At 45.2% G+C, this 21,827-nt stretch carries 15 protein-coding genes; 12 read left to right on the plus strand and 3 right to left on the minus strand.

Going from position 1 to position 21,827, the window contains the following annotated elements; all coding sequences use genetic code 11:
- Window positions 1-41: 41 nt before the first annotated feature.
- The 10 genes from NSB28_RS05225 to NSB28_RS05270 all read left to right on the plus strand — a co-directional run bounded on the left by NSB28_RS05225 (window position 42) and on the right by NSB28_RS05270 (window position 15,314).
- Complete coding sequence (locus tag NSB28_RS05225; RefSeq protein ID WP_109625509.1) at window positions 42-1,511, plus strand: alpha-L-fucosidase; 1,470 nt, start codon at window positions 42-44, stop codon at window positions 1,509-1,511.
- 230 nt (window positions 1,512-1,741) lie between these two features.
- Window positions 1,742-2,893 (plus strand): glycosyl hydrolase family 8, encoded by a 1,152-nt coding sequence (locus tag NSB28_RS05230; protein WP_109625510.1) that lies wholly within the window; start codon window positions 1,742-1,744, stop codon window positions 2,891-2,893.
- A 70-nt stretch (window positions 2,894-2,963) separates the two neighbouring features.
- Window positions 2,964-4,514: a glycoside hydrolase family 43 protein gene (locus NSB28_RS05235; protein ID WP_109625511.1), complete on the plus strand. Its 1,551-nt coding sequence runs from the start codon at window positions 2,964-2,966 to the stop codon at window positions 4,512-4,514.
- A gap of 185 nt (window positions 4,515-4,699) precedes the next feature.
- Window positions 4,700-6,472 (plus strand): type 2 periplasmic-binding domain-containing protein, encoded by a 1,773-nt coding sequence (locus NSB28_RS05240; protein ID WP_109625512.1) that lies wholly within the window; start codon window positions 4,700-4,702, stop codon window positions 6,470-6,472.
- Window positions 6,473-6,587: 115 nt separating this feature from the next.
- Window positions 6,588-7,532: an ABC transporter permease gene (locus NSB28_RS05245; protein WP_109625513.1), complete on the plus strand. Its 945-nt coding sequence runs from the start codon at window positions 6,588-6,590 to the stop codon at window positions 7,530-7,532.
- Between the two features lie 5 nt (window positions 7,533-7,537).
- Window positions 7,538-8,467 carry a carbohydrate ABC transporter permease gene (locus tag NSB28_RS05250; RefSeq protein ID WP_392391498.1) on the plus strand — a complete coding sequence of 310 codons (930 nt, stop codon included), beginning with the start codon at window positions 7,538-7,540 and terminating at the stop codon, window positions 8,465-8,467.
- The gene (locus NSB28_RS05255; RefSeq protein WP_109625515.1) at window positions 8,467-9,969 is read left to right on the plus strand and encodes a GH39 family glycosyl hydrolase; all 1,503 of its coding nucleotides are present in this window, start codon (window positions 8,467-8,469) and stop codon (window positions 9,967-9,969) included. The genes NSB28_RS05250 and NSB28_RS05255 overlap by 1 nt, the downstream gene beginning before the upstream one ends.
- A 156-nt stretch (window positions 9,970-10,125) precedes the next feature.
- Window positions 10,126-11,958: a sensor histidine kinase gene (locus tag NSB28_RS05260; protein ID WP_109625697.1), complete on the plus strand. Its 1,833-nt coding sequence runs from the start codon at window positions 10,126-10,128 to the stop codon at window positions 11,956-11,958.
- Window positions 11,959-11,982: 24 nt separating this feature from the next.
- Window positions 11,983-13,584, plus strand: a complete 1,602-nt coding sequence (locus tag NSB28_RS05265) for a response regulator transcription factor (RefSeq protein ID WP_109625516.1) — start codon at window positions 11,983-11,985, stop codon at window positions 13,582-13,584.
- Window positions 13,585-13,649: 65 nt separating this feature from the next.
- Entirely contained in the window at window positions 13,650-15,314 is a 1,665-nt protein-coding gene (locus tag NSB28_RS05270) for an extracellular solute-binding protein (protein ID WP_257497681.1), read from the plus strand.
- On the opposite strand, the gene NSB28_RS05275 is transcribed toward NSB28_RS05270, so the two are convergent.
- From NSB28_RS05275 to NSB28_RS05285, 3 genes are read right to left on the minus strand one after another with little or no spacing between them, the layout of a single operon-like run.
- Complete coding sequence (locus tag NSB28_RS05275; RefSeq protein ID WP_109625517.1) at window positions 15,239-16,933, minus strand: type 2 periplasmic-binding domain-containing protein; 1,695 nt, start codon at window positions 16,931-16,933, stop codon at window positions 15,239-15,241. The genes NSB28_RS05270 and NSB28_RS05275 overlap by 76 nt on opposite strands.
- Complete coding sequence (locus NSB28_RS05280) at window positions 16,930-17,736, minus strand: response regulator transcription factor (protein ID WP_109625518.1); 807 nt, start codon at window positions 17,734-17,736, stop codon at window positions 16,930-16,932. The genes NSB28_RS05275 and NSB28_RS05280 overlap by 4 nt, the downstream gene beginning before the upstream one ends.
- Window positions 17,736-19,580: a sensor histidine kinase gene (locus NSB28_RS05285; protein WP_109625519.1), complete on the minus strand. Its 1,845-nt coding sequence runs from the start codon at window positions 19,578-19,580 to the stop codon at window positions 17,736-17,738. The genes NSB28_RS05280 and NSB28_RS05285 overlap by 1 nt, the downstream gene beginning before the upstream one ends.
- 345 nt (window positions 19,581-19,925) lie before the next feature.
- Between NSB28_RS05285 and NSB28_RS05290 the strand changes: the two genes are divergently transcribed.
- Entirely contained in the window at window positions 19,926-20,891 is a 966-nt protein-coding gene (locus NSB28_RS05290) for an ABC transporter permease (RefSeq protein WP_109625521.1), read from the plus strand.
- A gap of 11 nt (window positions 20,892-20,902) precedes the next feature.
- Window positions 20,903-21,802 (plus strand): carbohydrate ABC transporter permease, encoded by a 900-nt coding sequence (locus tag NSB28_RS05295; RefSeq protein WP_109625522.1) that lies wholly within the window; start codon window positions 20,903-20,905, stop codon window positions 21,800-21,802.
- Window positions 21,803-21,827: the final 25 nt, after the last annotated feature.

The raw sequence follows: 21,827 nt of genomic DNA on the forward strand, positions 1-21,827 counted from the left end.
CAGAGTGAACATAAAATAATTAGTATATAAGGAGACTTCTCATGAAGACATCAGAAAACAAAACTACAGCACCGGAGTGGGGCAGGGTTGTGCATGAAGCGCCCAAATGGTTCCGTGATGCCAAGTTCGGCCTCTTTTTCCACTGGGGCCCGTACAGCGTCCCGGCTTATCAGAATGAATGGTATTCCAGAAATATGTATACACAGGGACTGGAGCAGAATATCCACCATGAGAAAACGTATGGCAGCCTCCATGATTTCGGGTATAAAGATTTCTATGACATGATGGACGGAAGCAAGTTTGACGCTGACGCCTGGGCGGATCTTGTTGTGCGCTCCGGGGCGCGCTATGCAGGGCCGGTGACAGAACATTGTGATAATTTCTCCATGTGGGACAGCCAGGTCAATCCTGTGAACAGTGTAAATTACGGACCCCACAGGGATATCACGGGAGAATGCGCAGAAGCCTTCAGGAAACGCGGGATCAAGTTTTTGTCCACCTTCCACCACCAGTGGCTTTGGGGCTGGTTCATGTCTACTGACAATGAGGCAGATGTATATGATCCGGCAAATGAAAAATATTATGGACCGGCTCTGCCGCTTGAGACAAACCGCTATATTCCGTACAGGTATCCTGACGAAAAGTTCTGTAAAATGTGGAGGGAAAAGGTATTTGAGGTCATTGATAAATACCAGCCGGATGCCATATATTTTGACAGCCGTACATGTATCATTGACGAGGAAAGCCGTTTTTCAATAGCAGATTATTATTATAACAAGGCAGGACATACAGACGGGATCATCACCTACAAACAGGAAGACTTTCCGAAGGGCATCGGTGTATATGACATAGAGTGCGGGCGTTTTTCACAGGCAAAGCCTTATCCCTGGCAGTCAGATGACCGTCTGGAAGATAATATCACCTGGTGCATGGTACAGGAACCAAAGTATAAATCTGCCGCCAGGATCATACACCAGCTCTGCGATATTGTATCTAAAAACGGATGCCTGCTCCTGAATGCAGGGCCGTATGCGGACGGTTCATTCCATCCCGAAGCAGTAAAGGTTTTATATGAGATTGGGGACTGGCTGTCAGTGAACGGGGAAGCTATCTATGAGACACGTCCTTTCAGAGTAGCAGCCGAAGGGCCGACCGACGTGCAGGATGCCAATTACGATGTGGAAAAGATCCGGGAGCAGCTGGATAAAGGGGATGCAGCAGATGTGCACAGCGATATCCTCACAAGCCTGGACTTCCGTTTCACTCAGAAAGACGGAACAGTCTATGGGATTGCCATGGGCTGGCCGGAGGATAATACACTGCGGATCCGTACCCTGGGAAGAAAAGGGCCGGGGAAGCTTGTTCTGGATGAGAATTCCAGGCTTTCACTAGTGGGCAGCAGCAGCCCTGTCGTATGGAAGCAGGAAGATGAGGCTCTGGTTGTAGATCTGCCGGAGGACAGGCCATGTAAGCATGCATATACAGTTCGCATTGAAGGCGGGCATTTTTAAAAATCATCACGGAAAATAACAGGCAGGAAATATCCCTAAAGAGGTATTTCCTGCCTGTTTTGACTAACTTCTATAGTTTGCAGGGACAAAAAGTATGGTTTGTGGGGATGCCAGCACGTATATAAATGTTACATTGAGAGAAAAGATTAACTGTTCAATCTGACTGTACATTTACTTTCCAGTCTGCTGTATGGCCCCTGGACAGTTAAAAAAATATTTGGAGGAAATGTATGAGAAAAGGAGCATTTGCAACAGGTGTATACCGTAATATTTTTGCAGAAATGGGGTATGACGAACAAGAGGTTGAAAAACGAAAAGAAGAAATTTTTCATACCCTGTTTTATGGGAATGAGGAAGAACGTATTTACCATCCGGTGGGAAGTGACATGGGATATATTGAAGATACAGGGAATCATGATGTGAGGACAGAAGGAATGTCATATGGCATGATGATGTGTGTCCAGATGGATAAGAGAGAAGAATTTGACCGTCTGTGGAATTGGGCTAAGACTTATATGTATATGGAAGATGGGGAAAATGCAGGATATTTTGCATGGTCATGCCGGACAGATGGAAGTAAGAATGCCCATGGGGCAGCACCGGATGGAGAAGAATTTTTTGCCATGGCATTATTCTTTGCATCACACAGATGGGGAAACCGGAAAGGAATTTATCACTACAGCAGGGAAGCACAAGAAATTCTACATGCTTGTATACATAAGGGTGAAAATGGCGAGGAAGGACGTGCCATGTGGGATACACAAAATTATCTGATCCGTTTTGTGACTGATGTGGATTTTTCTGACCCCTCCTACCACTTGCCTCATTTCTATGAACTGTTTGGACTGTGGGCTGAGGAAAATGACAGATTATTTTTTAAAAAGGCGGCAGCGGCAAGCCGTGCATATCTGAAGAGTGCGTGTCATCCTGTTACAGGGTTATGTGCAGAATATGCGGAATTTGACGGCACACCATACGAGTCTGATGGAAAGATGTGGGGAGGCCGCCACGACTGGTATTATAGTGATGCATACCGCACGGTAGCAAATATTGCCCTTGATTATCAGTGGTTTGCAGCAGATGAATGGGAAAAACAGGAGGCGGAAAACGTCCAGAAATTCTTTTGTGAAACCCTGGATGAGAAGGACAGAGATGGGGTTTATCTCACTGACGGCACAGTGCTTAAAGAGAAGGCGCTGCACCCGACTGCAGTCATTTCTGTAAATGCTCAGGCCAGTCTGGCCGCCGGTGGGAAAAATGCCGTTTCCTGCGTGCAGGCGTTTTGGAATACACCTCTGCGCACCGGAGACAGAAGATACTATGATAACTGCCTGTATTTTTTTGCGTTTTTGGCGCTTAGCGGAAATTATAGGATCTATTAAACTATTGAAGCAGGAAATACAAAAAGAGGGCTATGCCTTTCAGATTGAAACGTTCAGGAGGATTTTATAAATGAATACAGATATCAATCCGATTATTAAACTGGATTATCCTGACCCGGATGTCATACGGGTGGGGGACACTTATTTCATGGTTTCTACAACAATGCATTTTATGCCGGGATGCGAGATACTGCGGTCATATGATCTGGTGAACTGGGAACATGTTTGTTATGTATATGAGACTCTGGATGGCACGCCCGGGCAGCGCCTTTCAGATGATGAATCGATCTATGGAAAAGGGATGTGGGCAGCCTGCATACGTTTCCATGAGGGAAAATTTTATATATGCTTTGTGGCAAATGATACCCATAAAACATATTTATTTACAGCAGAAAATATAGAGGGGCCATGGGAAAAACATTTTATTGAAGGATTTTACCATGACAGTTCGCTGCTGTTCGATGATGACGGAAACGTTTATATTGTATACGGAAATAAAGACATTTGGATAACACAGCTGAAAGAGGATCTGTCCGCTCCAAAGCCCGGCGGCCTGAACCGGATTATTATAAGCGATGAAGGCCATCCGGGGCTGGGGTATGAGGGATCACATATCTATAAGATCAATGGAAGGTATTATGTTTTTCTGATCCACTCCAGGCGGGACCGGTGGTTTAGGACAGAGGCGTGTTTTTCAGCAGAATCGTTAGAAGGGAAATTTACAGGCAAAGATGTTCTGGAAGACGACAGGGGCTACTGCGGCCAGGGAGTTGCCCAGGGAGGGATTGTGGATACGCCGTGGGGAGACTGGTATGCCGTGCTTTTTCAGGATCACGGCGCGGTTGGCAGGATACCTGTGCTGATGCCCGTAACCTGGAAAAATGACTTCCCCGTTTTTGGAACGGAGGGGAAAGTCCCGGGAAAGGTATCAGTTACCAGTACAAGACCCGGATATGCATATAAGCCTCTGACAGGAAGTGATGATTTTTATTATAGTCCTGGTGCGGACGGAAAAATCCGGCCGGATGCGAAATGGCAGTTTAACCATGAACCTGCGGAGAGTGCATATAAGTTGGACGGACAGAGCGGAACGTTCGAAATAACAGTATCAAAAATCTGTAAAAACCTTACCCAGGCGCCAAATACCCTTACACAGAGGATGTGTTTTCCTGCCTGCAGTGCAGAGGTAACGATAGATGCAGGAAATTTGTCAGAGGGCGATTATGCGGGACTTTGTGTTTTACAGGGCTGTTATGCTATGGCAGCCCTCACCCGCAGAAAAGGCAGGCTGTGGATCGTGATGCAGTCCAGAGAAGCGGAGAATGCATCTTTAGAGGCCATGGAACCTGATCTTTCATCAGGGATGGAGTGGGAGGCAGTGCAGATAGAGGGAGATACAGTGAGGATAAAGGTGACGGCGGACTTTGGCCATATGAAGGATGAGGCTGTGTTTTATTATCAGAAGAACGGACAGTTTATACCAATTGGGCCAGCACATAAATTGTATTTTAAGATGGATCATTTTACTGGCTCCAGGGTGGGTCTTTTCTGCTATGGTACCATGACATTGGGAGGAAAGGCATATTTCAGCCGTTTTGTGTATGGAGCCGGCAGAGAGTAGAACGCTGTCCCACATGTATAATTTCCCCTGATTTTATATATGCTTTGTCCGGTTGTTAATTCAGCCCAATACAGTAAAATAAAAGCATAAATAAATGAATCAGGAGATGGCTGGCAGGAGAAAATGAGAGACTTATGAGAAGGCAGGGGCGGCCGTTTTCCGGAGAAAATCAAGGAGGAAAAAGAATGAAATTCAGAAAGGTGGCAGCAGTGCTGCTCGCAGCTGCGATGACAGCATCCATGATGTCAGGCTGCGGAAAGTCAGCAGAGATTGGAGCATCATCTGCAAAAGAATCATCAGATGCAGCAGAGCAGACAAACGATGAAGCAAAAGCGGAAGAGGAAGCAACAGCAGGGGCAGAGGAACTGGATGCTGTTAAGACAAGCAGCGCAGGGGAGGATGTTAAGGAATTTACAGCATTTTTCGCAGTCCCCGGAGATGAACTGAATGATGATAATGAAATACAGCAGAAGATAGCAGAAATTACAGGCGCCAAGGTGAAAGAGACCTGGCTGACAGGGCAGACTGCGGAGGAAGCAGTAGGAACACTGATTGCAGGCGGCGAGTACCCGGATTTTATAGATGGCAGCGATGGAACAGCACAGCTGTATGCGGCAGGTGCATTAGTGGCGTTGGATGATTACCTGGATAATTATCCGAACCTGAAAAATTTCTGGTCAGAGGAAGAGTGGGATAAGGTACGCCAGGACGACGGCCATATCTACTGGATCCCTCAGTTCGGAAATCCGTATGAAGAAGATATGACGGCTACTCCGGCAGAGGCGTTTTGGATCCAGACAAGGGTATTGAAGTGGGATAATTATCCTGAAATCAAAACGCTTGACCAATACTTCGATCTGATTGAAAGGTACAATGAAGCAAATCCTGTGATGGAGGACGGCACATCCAATATACCATATACAATCCTCTGTGATGACTGGAGATATTTCTGCCTGGAGAATCCGCCGCAGTTTTTGGATGGATATCCAAATGACGGATCTGTCATTGTAAATGTGGAGGACAAAAAGATTGTAGATTATAATACTACTCCAACGGCAAAGGCATACTTCCAGAAACTGAATGAAGAATTCCAGAAAGGTATTGTGGATCCGGAATCATTTACCCAGTCCTATGATGAATACATAGCTAAACTTTCAAGCGGAAGAGTTTTGGGAATGGTAGACCAGGCATGGCAGTTCCAGAATGCGATGGATACACTTAAGCAGCAGGGACTGGAAAGCCAGGGATGCAGTTATGTCCCGCTGGCATTAACGATCAGCGAAGATTTAACACCGCAGTATATGTCAGAACCGGCTATTAATGTGGCAAATGGAGTTGGGATTACAGTGAGCTGTGAGGACGTGGAAGGTGCACTGCAGTTCCTGAATGATATACTGGAGCCTGAGGTGAGGATATTAAGAAGCTGGGGAATAGAAGGTGTGGATTATGAAGTTGGAGATGACGGTATTTTCTACAGGACAGATGAAGAGTGGGCAAAGTCTACAAACAGCGCTTATAAAGCATCACACGGGTGTGCATACTCTTACCTGCCTAATTATACAGGACTGCTGGCAGACAAGATAAATACCTCTGATCCGAAAGAACAGCCAAGCGAATTTATAAAGAGTCTTCCTTCTGATACCCAGGAATGTCTGAAAGCGTATGGATGTGAGACATATGTTGACATGATGGGCGGAATTGCTCCGGTGCCTGGCCCGTGGTTCCCAATGTATTCCTATTCAAATACGATGACTACAGCGACAGCTGGCGGTACTGCCTGGACCAAGATGGGTGAGATCAAACATGAATATCTTCCTAAAGTGGTAATGGCTGAAGACTTTGAACAGGGATGGAGTGAATATCTTGATGTTTATGCAGGGTGTCAGCCTGAAGACTTCCTGAGCGAGATGCAGGAAGAATTAGACCGCCGGATTGAAAACGCAGCAAAATATCAATAGCAGGATTTATGCGGGCAGCCGGAGTGCAGTGGCATTTCTGGCTGCCTGTACTATGCAGATATTTGTCAGATGCGGTGAGCTGTGAAAAAGCGGCGGGAAGAGGAAAGGAGAGCATATGGCTTCAAAAGCAGAGAAGGTGAAATCACCTGTTAAAAAATTTGACTGGAAAGAATTTAAAAGGCAGAAGGTATTAATGATCTGGGCGGCGTTATTTGTAATATACGGAATTATATTCTGCTATCTGCCGTTAGCCGGATGGGTAATGGGATTTCAGAACTATACGCCTAAGAACGGGCTTCTTCACTCCGAGTTTATAGGCCTGGACAAATTCCGGCAGCTGTTTTCCGATACTACTTTTTTAAGAGTAATCAGAAATACGCTTGCAATGGGCGTTATGAACCTGGTATTTACGTTCGTGGCTGCCATAGGCTTCGCCATTCTGTTAAATGAAATAGTCTCAAAGGGAGGGAAGAAGACTGTACAGACCATATCTTATCTGCCTCATTTCCTTTCCTGGATCGTTGTTACCGGTATCCTGCATGATATTTTGTCCGGGACTGGTATCGTCAATGAACTGCTGCTAAAGGCAGGTATCCTGAGCCAGCCGCTGAATTTTTTTGCTCATCCGAAGTACTTCTGGTGGATCGTAGCAGCTGCAAATGTCTGGAAAGAGACTGGCTGGAACGCGATTATATATCTTTCAGCGATCACCTCTATAGATCCTTGTCTGTATGAGGCGGCATCTATCGATGGCGCAGGGCGCTGGGCTAAAATCAGGAATATCATTTTGCCGGGGATTAAGCCGACTATTATGATCCTGCTGCTGATGAATGTAGGCAATGTCCTGAATGCCGGATTTGAAGTGCAGTATCTGCTGGGCAATGGGCTTGTACAGAGCGTGTCCCAGACGATAGATATCTATGTCCTGAAATGGGGCATCAGCCAGAACGATTTTGCAATCGGTACTGCGGCAGGCATATTCAAGAGTTTTGTAAGTATCATTCTGATCGTGATAGCAAATCAGATTGCAAAACGCAGTGGTGAAGAGAGCCTGTTCTAAGGAGGATGAAAATGAAAAAATCAAGTAAAGATGATATCAATATAAAGCCGCCCAAATATAAAACAAGTGTGGGAAGCAAGATTTTTACTGTCTGCAATGTTATTTTCATGATTTTATTTGTGACAGTCACTTTGTATCCGGTACTGAATACGCTCGCAATCTCGTTTAATGACGGTGTGGACGCACTCAGGGGAGGCATTTATATCTGGCCCAGAAAGTGGTCATTGCAGAATTATATTACTGTATTGCAAAAGGATAACCTTCTGACAGGAGCCTATATATCTGTCGCAAGAACAGTCTTAGGCACGGTACTGGCGCTGGCGGCTAATGCCCTGCTGGCATTTATTGTGAGCCGGAAAAGATTTTTGTTTAAAAACCAGCTGTCCCTGTTCTGGGTTATTACCATGTATGTGAATGGAGGGATGATACCTGTCTTCCTTCTGTACAAAAATCTGCATTTGACGAACAGCTTTTGGGTATATGTCATACCCGGAATGGTCAGTGCGTTCAATATGCTGGTGATGAGGACTTATATGCAGGGAATTCCTGACAGCCTGGAAGAATCAGCTCAGCTGGACGGGGCAGGATATATGACTATTTTCGCCAGGATCATATCGCCGCTGTGTAAACCGGTGTATGCTACAGTTGCCTTATTTATCGCTGTGGGCCAGTGGAATTCCTGGTTTGATGCGATGCTGTACAACAGGATGAGTTCTCAGTATACGACTCTGCAGTATGAATTGATGAAACTGCTTTCATCAGTTACAAATCAAAGCGCCAGCGCTGAGACAATGAAAAATGTTGCCAATGCAGTCACTCCCACATCAGTGCGTGCGGCAGCCACGATCATCACAATGCTTCCCATCGTCTGTCTGTATCCATTTCTGCAGAGATATTTTGTGGCAGGTCTGACCATCGGAGGGGTAAAAGAATAATGAAAAAAGAATATAAGATTGATGAAACGGCGGCATGCCAATTTAAAAACAGGGCAGGGTATTGTGTGGGAACAGGACGCATGGGACTTGCTCTTCAAAAGGAATACCAAGAACAGCTAAAGCTGGTACAGGAGCATATAGGCTTTAAATATATAAGAGGTCATGGAATTTTCTCTGATGATATGGGTATCTATCAGGAATATGAGGATGAGAATGGAAAAATCATACCCGAATATAACTTTACATATCTGGATAGGGTAATGGACTCCTATCAGGAGATGAAGATCAAACCATTTCTTGAATTAGGTTTTATGCCGCAGAAAATGGCAGGCGGAGAGCAGACAGTCTTTTATTGGAGAGGTAATGTGACCCCGCCTAAATCCTATAAGGCCTGGACAGACATGGTACAGGCTGTGCTGAACCATTTAATAGAACGCTATGGCAGGGATGAGGCAGTGAGCTGGCCCATCGAAGTATGGAATGAACCAAATCTCTCCATTTTTTGGAAAGATGCGGATATGGAGGAGTATTTCAGCCTGTTCAGACATACTTTCAGGGCTGTGAAAGAGGTGGATGAACAGTTTCAGGTAGGTGGCCCCTCTATCTGCGGTGTGGATGATGTAAATTGGCTCAGGCAATTTCTGGATTATTGCAGCCGGAATAACCTGATGCCGGACTTCTTCACCCGTCACCACTATATGTGGAGTGAACCTGTAAAAGAAGGCCGTTACAGCTACGGAAAACTGCGTGATCCACAGGAGGCCATGGAAGAATTAAAGGTTTCCAGGACAATTATTGACAGCTTCAGACAATACCAGAATCTTCCCATGTATATTACTGAGTTTAATACTTCTTATTCTCCGGACAGCCCGGTACATGATTCTGTCCAGAATGCTTCTTATGTGGCGTGGCTTTTGTCCAGGATGGGAGAAGTCTGTGACGGATATTCTTATTGGACATTCGGAGATGTTTTTGAAGAAAACGGAGTGCCGTTTTCACAATTCCATGGCGGTTTTGGCCTTGTGGCAAACGGAGCAGTTCCCAAACCTTCTTTTTGGGTCTTTGCATTTTTTAAGAATCTTCAGGGGCGTCGTGTCCATCTGTCTGATGAAGCTGTGGTTGTGCAAAAAGAGGACGGAAGTTATTGCGGTGTGGCCTGGAATTTGTCGTTTGGCAAGCAGGAGCCGCTGGATATCGAATTAGCTTTGCCCTGTAAGCCAGGAGCAAACTTCTGCTTTTTGCAGAAATTAGTGGATGAAGAGCATGGGAACCCGGTAAAGCTATGGCATGATATGGGGGAACCTTCCAATCCTTCAAAAGAGCAGCTTGCTTTATTGAGAGAGGGCGCAGCTCCGTGGCTGCTGACAAAAAGGCTGGCGGAAGAGGAAGGGTATGTAACTGCTGCCCTTCATTTAAAACAGGATGCAGTTGTGTACTTTGAATTAAGAGAGACAGAGGTCTGCAGTGACAGAGGATACCACATTATTTCTCTAAATAAATAAAACGGGGATTCCCTGGTAAGGTTAAGTTATGATATGATATGCTGTATATAATGATCCAGCAGGCCTGTGCATTTGCTGCACAGGCCTGTTGAACATGATGTAAGAACGCAGAAATCGATGAGTTATCTGAGCAGCAGTGAGGCCGGAGGGAGAGACATGGGGAGAAGGAATAGAACAGGGCTTTGCTTTGAATATTTAAAATCCGTCGGCAGGGGACTGGCAGAGCAGCTTTCAGACAGGATCAATAATTACAAAGTACAGAAGAAGCTGCATATGCTGTATATCTGCTGTGTGCTGATCCCGCTGGTCATTACAGACAGCGTGATACTGGCTATTGTCCTCAGGTCTGACAGTGCCTCCAGGAAACATGAATTGGAAAATATTGCTAATGCTGTCCGGTACAGCATTGCGGGGAGCATAGATACGGCCGCGATGACGGTAAAAGATATCTATATGAATAAATACATAAATAATTTTCTGGATGGTACATATGAGTCTGCACTGGATTATTATAATCATTACAGATCATTTATGAAAGATTCCCTGTTTGAGAGCAGTATGGGGTCCAGCAGTTCCACAGTGACCATGTATGCAGATAATGATACGATTATAAACGGCGGGGAATTTGCACGGCTGGAGGGAGTAAAAGATACTGAGTGGTACCAGTACCTGGATGAGTCCGGACAGGATATCGTGCTGTATACATATTACGATGAGAGCAATACCCCGGCGGTTGAGGCCAAAAGAAAAATATCCCTGATCAGGAGGATGAACTTTTATAAAAGAGAGGGCTGCGAGAAAATAATAAAACTGGATCTGGATTACAGTGGTATTGTGCGCGACCTCATGCAGATGAATTATGATGCACCGGTATATATCTGCAGCAATAGGAAAATTTTATTTTCTAACGATGGAAATTCCAGTGTGGGCAAGGACTTTGAGATCTTTGATATGCAGGCGGATATAGGATATGAAGAGGGAATGGTTTCTTATGGACAGGGAATGGATATCTATGTACTTCGGAAGAGTCAGAGCGCATGGAAACTGATATGGAGCAATCTGCCCCTGATACTTTTTTTGATCTGCATAAATGCCTTTCTGCCCTGGATGTTTATGAAACTGCTCAATCGTTCCTTTACAGAGAGACTGCAGGAACTGAGCAGTGTATTCGACAAGATAGAAGGGGACAACCTTCAGGAAATACAAAGAGCCAGAGGCAGCGATGAACTTGGAATGCTCATGCGCAACTATAATAAGATGGCGGGGCGGATCAATGAGCTGATACAGACCGTATATAAGGACAGGCTGAAGGAACAGGAGATGGATATTGCCAGACAGAATGCGGAACTTCTCGCGCTGCACAGCCAGATCAACCCTCATTTTCTGTTCAATGCCCTGGAGAGTATCAGGATGCACAGTATCCTGAAAAAAGAAATGGAAACAGCGCATATGGTAGAGATGCTGGCCGTGATGGAGCGCCAATATGTGGACTGGGGGACGGACCTGGTCACAATAAAAGAAGAACTGAATTTTGCACAGGCATATCTGGAGCTGCAGAAATACAGATTTGGAGAGCGGCTGTCCTATAAAATCGAGATGGAAGACGGCTGCAGCGGCTACTATATTCCGAAGCTCAGCGTAGTCACATTTGTAGAAAATGCCTGTGTACATGGGATTGAAAACAAATCAACACCTGGCTGGGTATTTGTACGTGTTTATATGGAGAAGGAAAAACTCTGCCTGGAAGTAGAGGATACCGGAAACGGGATAGATGATGCTCTGCTTCGCGAACTGCAGTACAATATGTCACACTGCGGAATAGCATCCCTGAAAAAGAAAGGGCAGGTAGGGATTATGAATGCCTGCCTCCGGCTTAGGATGGTGACCGGGGATGCGGTAATATTTGCCCTGGAGAGCGAGGCGGGTGCCGGGACAAGTATAACGATCCAGATGCCCGTTAATGAGAAACAGACAACAGAGCAGCGGTGAGTGAATGGAAAAGAGGGGGATGACATGCTGCGTGTATTATTAGTGGATGATGAGCCATTTATTGTTCAGGGTCTTTCTGTACTGATAGACTGGGAAGCAGAAGGTTATGAGGTTGTGGGAATGGCTGCAAATGGGGAGGAGGCTCTGGAATTTTTAAAGGTCAACCAGGTGGAGCTTATTATAGCTGATATTAAAATGCCGGTTATGAGCGGTATAGAACTCCTGGAAATAATTAAAAAAGACAGGATATCAGATGCATATTTTGTAATATTGAGCGGCTATAGTGATTTTAATTATGCACAGCAGGCTATCCGGTTTGAATGTATGGATTATATCCTTAAGCCTGTGCAGCAGGAAGAACTTACAAGGATACTCAGAAAAGTGTCAGGAATGTACCAGACAAAGGAACGTGCGTTAAAAGAAAGCCGCCAGATGGAAAAAGCATATCTGTCCAGGAATGTGATATCTTTGCTGTCAGGAAAGTATGACCAGATTAACATAGACTATGTGAAGGCGCATATGCGCCTGTCAGAAAAGATGAGGTACATTGATATTGAAATTGACGCTTTGAGCCTTCCGGAGGAGATGGAAGAAGAAAAAAAGCGCGCCATGCAGCGGCAGCTTTATCAAAAATGCATGGAGTATCTGGGAAAAGAAGACAGTCTGCACTGTATTTTTGATGTGGCAAACCATGAATATGGCTATGACATCGGCTTTTTGTACTGCAGCTACATGGCGGAGGAACGCGGGCTTACAGAGCAGCAGTTCCTGGATGCATTTTCGGATACACTGACGCGGGAGACGGAGGCACCTGTGCTGATGTTTGTGGGGAGTCTGGCGAAAGATATGGATGAACTGTCAGAATCCTACAGGACAGCGGCCATAGTGAAATCTTTCCAGGCTTTTAGCAGTATACGCAATATCACGTATTATGAAGCTGAGATACGAAAAAACCATGACGGCACCATCTTGTGCAAACAGAATCTGGATGCCCTTGTCACAGCTGTGGAGCAGAATAATCAGGCAGATATTAATCAGTCAGTGCGCCAGCTTTACGAAGTGATGAACCGCCTGGGCATGGACGCCCAGTTAATTGACCTGAATATAAGTTATCTGCTGTTTCAGCTGATCCACCTGGCGGCAGAGCAGGATGATCATGTAAATCAGGAAGAGATTATGCACTATATCAGCACAAATGCCTTTGACAGGGGAACCATGAGGGGAAGCGAACGTCATCTGAGGAGGTTTGCATATGAGTATGCGGAATACCTTGTCCAGCTCAGGAAGAATGTATCAAGAGGAGTTCTGGGGGATATAGAAAAAGAGATAAAAGAGCATTATATGGAGAATATGACATTAAAGGAACTCAGCAAAAAGTATTATGTCAACAGTGCATATTTAGGCCAGCTGTTCAGGAAACAGTATGGTCAGTCCTTTAAAGACTACCTGAACAATTACAGGATAGAACAGGCGGCTGCTCTGCTGCTGAGGACTGATAAAAAAATATATGAGATTGCGGAAGAGGTGGGTTATCATGACCTGGACTATTTTATTAACCGCTTTATATCGGTGAAAGGATGTACCCCAGCCAAATTCAGAAAGCAGTCCAGAGAACAAAAAAACTAAGTGACGGAAAGCAGAATGCGAGGTTTGGGGATATGAAAGGATCACGGAGCAGATGGAAGGCGGAAATGCCATTTAGGAATAGAAAAACAGGCAGAGCTGTAATTTATTTTATTTTGGCGGCATGTATATGGATTCTGCCCGGATGCAGAAGTGAAAAAGAGATAAAAGAGTTTACGGCTTTTTTTAATGTGCCGGGAGATGAAATTGACGAGAACAATGAGATTAAAAAGAAGATTGCGGAAATAACCGGTGCAGAGTGCAAAGAAATATGGCTGGCAGGACAGACTCCGGAAAAGGCCGTCAGTTCACTGATAGCGGGCGGGGAGTATCCTGATTTTATCGGTGCGGACGCCCAGCTTTATGAAGCCGGTGTGCTGGTTCCGCTGGATGAGTATTGGGATGATTATCCCAATATTAAGAACTTCCTGAGTGAAGAGAAGTGGGAACGCTTCCGCCAGGAGGATGGCCATATCTATTGGATACCGCAGTTTGGCATCGCGAATGGGAGAACAGAGGGTGTGATACACAACGACGAGGCATTCTGGATACAGACACGTGTATTGAAGTGGGCAGGGTATCCGAAGATTGAGACACTGGATGAATATTTTGCACTGCTGGAGGCCTATGCGAAAGAAAACCCCACGATGGAAAATGGACTGGAGAATATCGCTTTCACAGTCCTCTGCGATGGGGAGCGGTATTTTTGCCTGGAAAATCCGCCGCAGTTTCTGGAAGGTTATCCAAACGATGGAAGCGTGATCGTAGAACCTGATACACAGAAAGTCAGGGACTATAGTACGACACAGACAGCGCAACGGTATTTCAGGAAGCTGAATGAGGAATTTCAGAAAGGCTATCTTGACCCTGAATTTTTTACACAGACTTACCAGGAGTATCTCAATAAATTATCCAGCGGCCAGGTACTTGGCATGGTTGATCAGTGGTGGAGATTTGCATATGATATAAATGCGGTTCTGGAACGTCAGGAATTGTGGAAGGAGGGGTGCAATTATGTGCCTCTTCCAATTACAATTGATAAAGGGATAAAGAATCAATGGCATACCATCGGTGGGGATATGTATAATGTGGCAGAGGGGCTGGCAGTGACTGTCAGCTGTGAAGATCTGGCAGGAGCCCTTTCCTTTGTGAATGATCTTTTAAGCCCTGAGGTTCAAACACTTCGGTTATGGGGAATAGAAGGGGTGGACTATGAGGTGGATGCAGAGGGGATCTTTTATCTTACAGAGGAGCAGAGCGCCAGGTCTACTGACAGCGAATATAGTGCATCTCATTTTTGCAGCTATTCTTATTTTCCCAGATACGAGGGTCTGAATCCTGACGGGATCAATGCTTATTCACCTGAGGTACAGCCGGGTGAATTCTTCAAGGGGCTGCCTCAGGATGTGAAAGACTGCTTTGATGCATATGGGTGCAGGAATTATGTAGAAATGCTGGGCTCCAATGAAAAGCCGGGCCCCTGGTTTCCGATGTATTCCTACTCTGCCCAGCTGACATCCTCCAGCAGGGCGGGAGAAGTGTGGGCGGCCATGACAGAAGTGAAGCAGGAATATCTCCCCCGGGTGGTGATGGCGGAGGATTTTGACACTGCATGGAATGAATATATGGAAGAATACACCAGATGTGAGCCGGAAGTTTACCTGGAGGAAATGCAGGCAGAAGTGGAGCGCCGGGTGGCGGCAGGAGACTCTGCCTCTATACTTTCAAAATAGCGTTCATTCTGCCTCTGTATGTATTCGTCCAGCCCCTGTTTTTTGTAGCCGTCCAGCACCTTCTCCCACATGAGGACCGCGTCCTCCTCTCCGATAATGCACTTTACAAAACTGTTAAATGCATTTGTAGTGCTGAAGATATCGGAGGTCTCTTTGGGAAACAGTAAGAATTGATAGGGGCGTTCCAACTGTATGGTGTTTTCCTGGTTCCAGGTGACATCCTTTTTGGCCAGAGTGACACAGTGCCTGCCATAACGCAGATAATTGGCCTCGGTTTCTTCGAAATCACTCCAGCCGCCGTTCAGTGAAGCCAGATTGGCGAACAGGTAGATAGAAGGGTACTTTTCCTGAAGTACCCGTATGGTACTCTGGCTGTCAGTGTCCAGCAGGCAGGAATAGCTGCCGTCTTTGTCCAGCTCATAGTCTTCTCCCTCCAGACCGTATTTTGTCAGGCGGATCCCTTCGTCAGAGAGAAGATATTCATACAGGCAGAGTATCCTCTCCATTTTTTCGTCATCCACCTGGGAGGAGATAAAGGACTCGGACCAGGAGACGAAGCTGGAGTTGCTGTAGCAATTTCCGTCTGGAGCCGGGAATATATGGAGGATGTCCACACATTCGTCAAAGGGCTTGTCGTTATAACGGTCCCACAGGGCCTTCAGGTCTTCCAGGGAACCGGCTGCTGACTTATATTCCAGGGCGCCCAGACGTCCGTTGGCGAAATCTTCCATAACAGCATTTGGTGTTTTAATATAAAAATCAGGATCCAGGCCGCCGGATTCATACATTCTTCTGTAGGCTGCCACCACATCTTTGAACCCTTCTGTAGTCCAGCATGGCACAAATGTGCCGTCATCTGATTCTACCCATGTGTAAGTGTTGCATTCAGGAGCTATACCCAGCATCACCCATTTACCTATGGCAACCAGGTTATTTACATTGTAGCCCAGCGTATCATCAATGCCATTGCCGTCAGGATCATCCTTTGCAAAAGCTGTTATCATATCAATGAATTCATCCAGGTTCTTTGGATCATCGATGGATAGATTATCCATCCAGTCACGCCTCACGAGCATGGCGGCATCAGTACTGCCCAGGATCTCATCACGGAAGCTGACCCGGGGAATGGCGTAGTATTTGCCGTCCTGGCGCCGTGTATATTCAAGATCATCAAATAAGCTGTTTAAATCTGGGTATCCAGTCAGATCATCCGGCAGAGGCCTGATGGCGCCTGAATTTATAAAATCTTCAAATATTGCGCTGTCATTCGAATCATTGGAGGATATTGTAAGTGTGGCGAAGACATCAGGAAGATTATCGGTGGCATTTAGCATTTGGTAGTATTCCTTATAATTTGTCCATGTGACGGATACAGGCTTGATTGTGATATTGAGAAGTTCTTCAATATATTTCTGTATTGCATCTGGCTGTGTGCGCGCAGCCATTTCCTCGATATTCCAGTAGCCTACGCTGATTTCCAGATGTTTTGAGAAATCCTTCCCGGCCATCCATTCGGGTTTTTCACCTCCGCCTGCAGTCTGGCTGCATCCTCCGGCTGCACATACGCCCAGGATACAGGCGGATGCAAGTACTGTTAAGAAACAATTTTTTATCTTCATGGCTCACTCTCCTCATCACTGCCGTCTTCAGAATTTTGTCCCAGCACTTCTTTCCGGTAGGAGGTAGGTGTTGTGCCAGTGATTTTCTTAAAGACTTTTGCAAAATAGAAATAGTCCCTGTAGCCCACATGGGAAGCGATTAAAAAGACTGCCATATCTGTAGTGGCCAGCAGGTGTACGGCCCTTTGTATACGAAGATTTGTCAGATGGCTGCTGAAGGTGGTCCCGGTTTCCTGCTTGAAGAGCTGGCTGGCATAGTTTGGATTGATGTAGCAGAGGTCAGCCAGTGTCTGGATAGAGATATCTTCACAATAATGAGCCATCATGTAGTCCAGCATTGTCTGTACGGTCCTGTTGGATACAGTCATGGATTTTGGAACAAATGTCCGCGGAGGGGGAACGTTTATGGGATCTTGTATTACTGATTTCTGTTTTTCCAGAATATGATAAGCCTTCTGCATGGAATCCAGCAGCTCATTTCTGGAGAAAGGCTTCAGGCAGTAGCCGATAGCATTATGCTGCATGGCTTTCTGGGCATAGGCAAATTCAGCATGTCCGCTGATCACGATAAATAGAGTTTTACATCCGTACTCTTCTGCGGCCTTGAGCAGCTCCAGGCCGCTCATGCCGGGCAGCCTCACATCCACAAACGCCAGTTCCGGCATGGAATTCTGTATATAGGAAAGTCCTGACACTCCGTCATAGAGCTCTTCTACGACCTGAAAATAATCCTGGTCCTTTATAGTTGCAATAAGGCTTTTTACAACCCATTTCTCATCATCGATTACAATTGCACGATACATTAAATCACCTCATTTTTGTCTGCTTCCTTTTCAGACTCTTCACGTGTGTGGTAAGGTATCCGAAGTTGTATATTTGTTCCCACATTTTCCTCGGAATCAATAAGCAGGGAATATTCTTCACCAAAATATAGAGTCATGCGGGTATTCACATTCAGTATACCTATGCTTTCATGATTCTGTTCATCCATCTCCAGCAGATCCTTCCTCGCGTCTCCCGATTTTGTCCTGGAGGAGCGTTTCAGCGCCCTGCGGATCTCTTCCAGCTTTTCTGAAGGCATCCCCACACCAGTGTCATAGATCCAGAGAGCCAGGTAGCCATACTCTGGATTGCGTCCGGCGCCTATCAGCAGTTCACCTTTTTTCAGGCTCTGTTCCAGTCCGTGTACAATGGCATTCTCCACAAGCGGCTGTATGATCATCTTGGGGATCAGGCAGGCATAGGAATCATCTGACATATCATAACGGACTGTGAACCGTCCTTCGAACCTGGTCAGCTGTATTTTTAGATAAGATTTTACTATTTCCAGTTCCTCAGCTACAGTTACAAGGTCAGAACCCTTGATGCTGTACCGGAATATCTGTGAGAGTGCATTAGTGACAGAGATAATCTCATCTGTCATGCCTGCGGAGGCCATGCCGCATATAGCTGTGAGTGTATTATACAAGAAATGCGGGTTGATCTGACTGCGAAGAAAGGCAATTTCAGTATTGCGGTTATTCATTTCCAGCTCGTACATTTCCGTATAAGTTTTAAAAATCGTATAATTAAGCCTGTTTGTCTCCCTGAGCATTTCATTAAATGCGTCACTGATGTTGGTGATCTCCAGACATCCGAACATTCCCTGCTTTATGGTGATCCCTTCTTTGGCAGCTTTACGCTCCCCTTCTGTGATCTTCTTCATAAACTGTGTCAGTTCATTTAATGATGAGATCAGGGGATGGAAAAAGCGCAGCAGGAGGACTCCGGAGAAGAGCAGGATCACAGCCATCCATAGCAGCTGACGCCCGGCCAGCTGCAGGGTCCGGGCACTATACTGGCTTTTGTCGACCAGGACATAAAGGTCATAGCCCAGATGTGACAGGGAGTAGTGGTTGGCGGCATAGGTGGCGGAGCCTGCTTTCAGGCTGAAGGATTCAGAATTTTCTCCGGCTTCCAGGACTGCGTCATACAGTTTGCCGTCCCCATAGATAAGTTCACCTTCAGAGGATGTGGCAAAGAGGACAGAAGGTTTGTATTCTGCATTTTCAGGCATGCCGTTTTCAAAGAAACGGCTGATGTCTATGGCCAGGAACATAGCTCCCAGATAAGAAGATCCGGCCTGGAGTCTGTGGACAGGCATGGCAAGGATATGGCTGTCAATATACTTTACTGTCATGATACCCATAGACTGATAGGAAAAACGTGACGACGGAAGAGAGTCAGCCAGTGCCTCGTAGGAGTCAGTAGACCCGGAGAGAGCTATGGAATTGCCATTTTTGCCTATAACTGCAATATCAGTTATGTAGCTGTCCAGATTGGCGGTATTGCTCAGATAATTCTGCATTTCCTGGTACTCATCATACTTCTTCAGGGGATCCGTTTCGCAGATATAATCCTGTATAGCCTGATTGAAGGCCACACTGTAGCAGATATTCTCGTAAGTCTCATAGACCTGCCGTGTATTCTTGGCCAGCTGTGTTGCATAGAGCCGGTTATTATCCTCGATCATTGAAGTCTGAAGCTTCTTATAATCATAGGTACTGTATATTGTTATAGCGATGATACATATGGTAAAAATAATCAGCAGCTCAATCAGATGAGATTTCAGCGGCCTGGTTTTTGGAGTTCTTTTTATATTTATCATAAGAAATACCTGTCATTTATTTTTTAGTCAGCAGATATGCCTTTTGCAGCAGCTGGGATAGACTTTGCCGTTACACTTTTTAATTTTACCGTACTATTATAAGGGCTGGTTATGGAAAAATCCATAAAATATATGGAAAAATTACATATTTTTTGCCTGTCTATAAAAGATTCATAAAAAAAATACATAAAAACACGGGGTATCGTCCATTCAAAATAACCAAATATGAATTTATAATAAACATGTAATTGTTCAGTAACTACAGTTACATACGGAATTCCATTTAAAACGGCTTTCAGCAATGGATTTCTGCATTCTATAAAGAAAAGAAAGGAAATAGAGAGAATGGGAAAGAAAAGTAAAAAGGCTGCATCCTCGTCTGTGATAGCGGCAAGCCCAAAAACATCCTTCTGGAAAACACTTTGTAAGCAGCGGACGCTGCTTTTAATGCTTTTACCCGGGCTGCTTCTGCTGATAATTTTTAAATACGTGCCTATGTACGGTATCCTGATTTCATTTAAAAATTACAAGTCTTCTAAAGGTGTTTGGGGGAGTGCATGGCTTGACCCGCTGTTTAAGAATTTTATAACCTTCTTTAAAAATGTAAACTGCTGGAACATTATATGGAATACTGTAAAAGTCGGAGTGATGACTATGCTGTTTACATTTCCGGCGCCAATCATATTTGCCCTCCTTTTAAATGAAGTCAGAGGCAAATATATGAAGAAATCCATACAGACGATTTCATATATACCGCATTTTATTTCTATAGTGGTTATCTGCTCCATGCTCAATGGATTTGGTTCCACAACAGGGTTATTTAATGATATCCGTGAATTCTTTGGAATGGCAAGGGTGGATATGAATAACGGAAGTACATATTTTATGCTGGAATATGTAGGGTCAGCCGTATGGCAGACAATCGGGTGGGGTTCCATCGTATACTTGTCGGCCCTGACGAATATAGATACTTCACTTTATGATGTGGCGAACATTGACGGCGCTAACCGCTGGCAGAAAGTTAAGAATATTGCATGGCCGGCTATAGTGCCGACTACAACAGTCATGCTGATTATGAATGTGGGACAGATATTGAATGCTGATTTCACAAAAATCCTCTTAATGCAGAATGATACGAACAGAAGCCAGCTGGATGTCATCGCTACCTTCGTATACCAGAAAGGTATCGTGGAGGGCAAATTCTCGTATTCAACGGCAGTAAACCTGTTTTCATCTATTGTCTGCTGCATCCTGGTATTCGGCACGAATATGATAATCAGGAAGACAAATCCGGAAAATAGCTTGTGGTGAGGGGGAGAAAAATGGACAAAACAAAGAAAAGAAAAAATAAAATATACATCGGGAACAAGGCTTTTGATGTGGTTCTGATCATCTTCATGCTGCTGATGTGCGTGATCTTCCTGTATCCGTTTTTAAACGTCCTGTCAGTATCATTTTCCAGCAACAGTATGATCACAACAGGGCAGGTCACATTCTTTCCAAGGGAGTTCAACCTGGAAAGCTATAAGGTGCTTTTTGATGCCGAGAATATTCTGAGGGCCTATGGCAATACAATCGTCATTGCTGCAGCAACAACGATTTTGAATCTGGTCCTTAATTCTCTTGTGGCATATGTGCTTATGGTTCCGGAGTTCTGTCTGAAAAAACCATTGTCGATCATCATATTGATAACAATGTTCTTTACAGGCGGTACAGTACCAACTTACCTGCTGATCCAGAACCTGGGGCTTTTAAACAGCTGGTGGGCGCTGATTCTGCCAAATGCAGTGTCAGCTTACAATATCTTCTTATATAAAGCATTTTTTAAGGGGATTTCACCGGAGATAAGAGAAGCGGCTAAGATCGACGGCGCAGGGGAACTGACAATTTTAACAAGGATATATGCGCCGCTGTCAAAAGCGCTCTATGCCACATTCGGGCTGTTCTCTGTAGTAGGCGTATGGAATAACTACTATGAGGCCCTGCTGTATATTAAAGATGCTGATAAACAGCCGATACAGATGATCCTGCGTAAAATTGTATTTTCATTTACAACCACGAGCATGGGGGATGCACAGGCGATGATCGGTCATGGAAAATTAAACCAGCTCAGCGTGCAGTATGCATGTATCATAGCGGCAATACTCCCCATCCTCTGTATCTATCCTTTCGTGCAGAAGTACTTTGCACAGGGAATGCAGGTGGGTGCGGTCAAGGGGTAGTTACGTAAACTTGTGAAACGGTATC

It is taken from the genome of Murimonas intestini (assembly GCF_024622195.1).
In the GTDB taxonomy this organism is placed as follows: Bacteria; Bacillota; Clostridia; order Lachnospirales; family Lachnospiraceae; genus Murimonas; species Murimonas intestini.

Excerpts from the sequence above, each read along its gene's own strand:
- NSB28_RS05225 (WP_109625509.1), top strand. The coding sequence starts at position 42 with ATGAAGACATCAGAAAACAAAACTACAGCACCGGAGTGGGGCAGGGTT.
- NSB28_RS05230 (WP_109625510.1), top strand. The coding sequence starts at position 1,742 with ATGAGAAAAGGAGCATTTGCAACAGGTGTATACCGTAATATTTTTGCA.
- NSB28_RS05235 (WP_109625511.1), top strand. The coding sequence starts at position 2,964 with ATGAATACAGATATCAATCCGATTATTAAACTGGATTATCCTGACCCG.
- NSB28_RS05240 (WP_109625512.1), top strand. The coding sequence starts at position 4,700 with ATGAAATTCAGAAAGGTGGCAGCAGTGCTGCTCGCAGCTGCGATGACA.
- NSB28_RS05245 (WP_109625513.1), top strand. The coding sequence starts at position 6,588 with ATGGCTTCAAAAGCAGAGAAGGTGAAATCACCTGTTAAAAAATTTGAC.
- NSB28_RS05250 (WP_392391498.1), top strand. The coding sequence starts at position 7,538 with ATGAAAATGAAAAAATCAAGTAAAGATGATATCAATATAAAGCCGCCC.
- NSB28_RS05255 (WP_109625515.1), top strand. The coding sequence starts at position 8,467 with ATGAAAAAAGAATATAAGATTGATGAAACGGCGGCATGCCAATTTAAA.
- NSB28_RS05260 (WP_109625697.1), top strand. The coding sequence starts at position 10,126 with ATGGGGAGAAGGAATAGAACAGGGCTTTGCTTTGAATATTTAAAATCC.
- NSB28_RS05265 (WP_109625516.1), top strand. The coding sequence starts at position 11,983 with ATGCTGCGTGTATTATTAGTGGATGATGAGCCATTTATTGTTCAGGGT.
- NSB28_RS05270 (WP_257497681.1), top strand. The coding sequence starts at position 13,650 with ATGCCATTTAGGAATAGAAAAACAGGCAGAGCTGTAATTTATTTTATT.
- NSB28_RS05275 (WP_109625517.1), bottom strand. The coding sequence starts at position 16,933 with ATGAAGATAAAAAATTGTTTCTTAACAGTACTTGCATCCGCCTGTATC.
- NSB28_RS05280 (WP_109625518.1), bottom strand. The coding sequence starts at position 17,736 with ATGTATCGTGCAATTGTAATCGATGATGAGAAATGGGTTGTAAAAAGC.
- NSB28_RS05285 (WP_109625519.1), bottom strand. The coding sequence starts at position 19,580 with ATGATAAATATAAAAAGAACTCCAAAAACCAGGCCGCTGAAATCTCAT.
- NSB28_RS05290 (WP_109625521.1), top strand. The coding sequence starts at position 19,926 with ATGGGAAAGAAAAGTAAAAAGGCTGCATCCTCGTCTGTGATAGCGGCA.
- NSB28_RS05295 (WP_109625522.1), top strand. The coding sequence starts at position 20,903 with ATGGACAAAACAAAGAAAAGAAAAAATAAAATATACATCGGGAACAAG.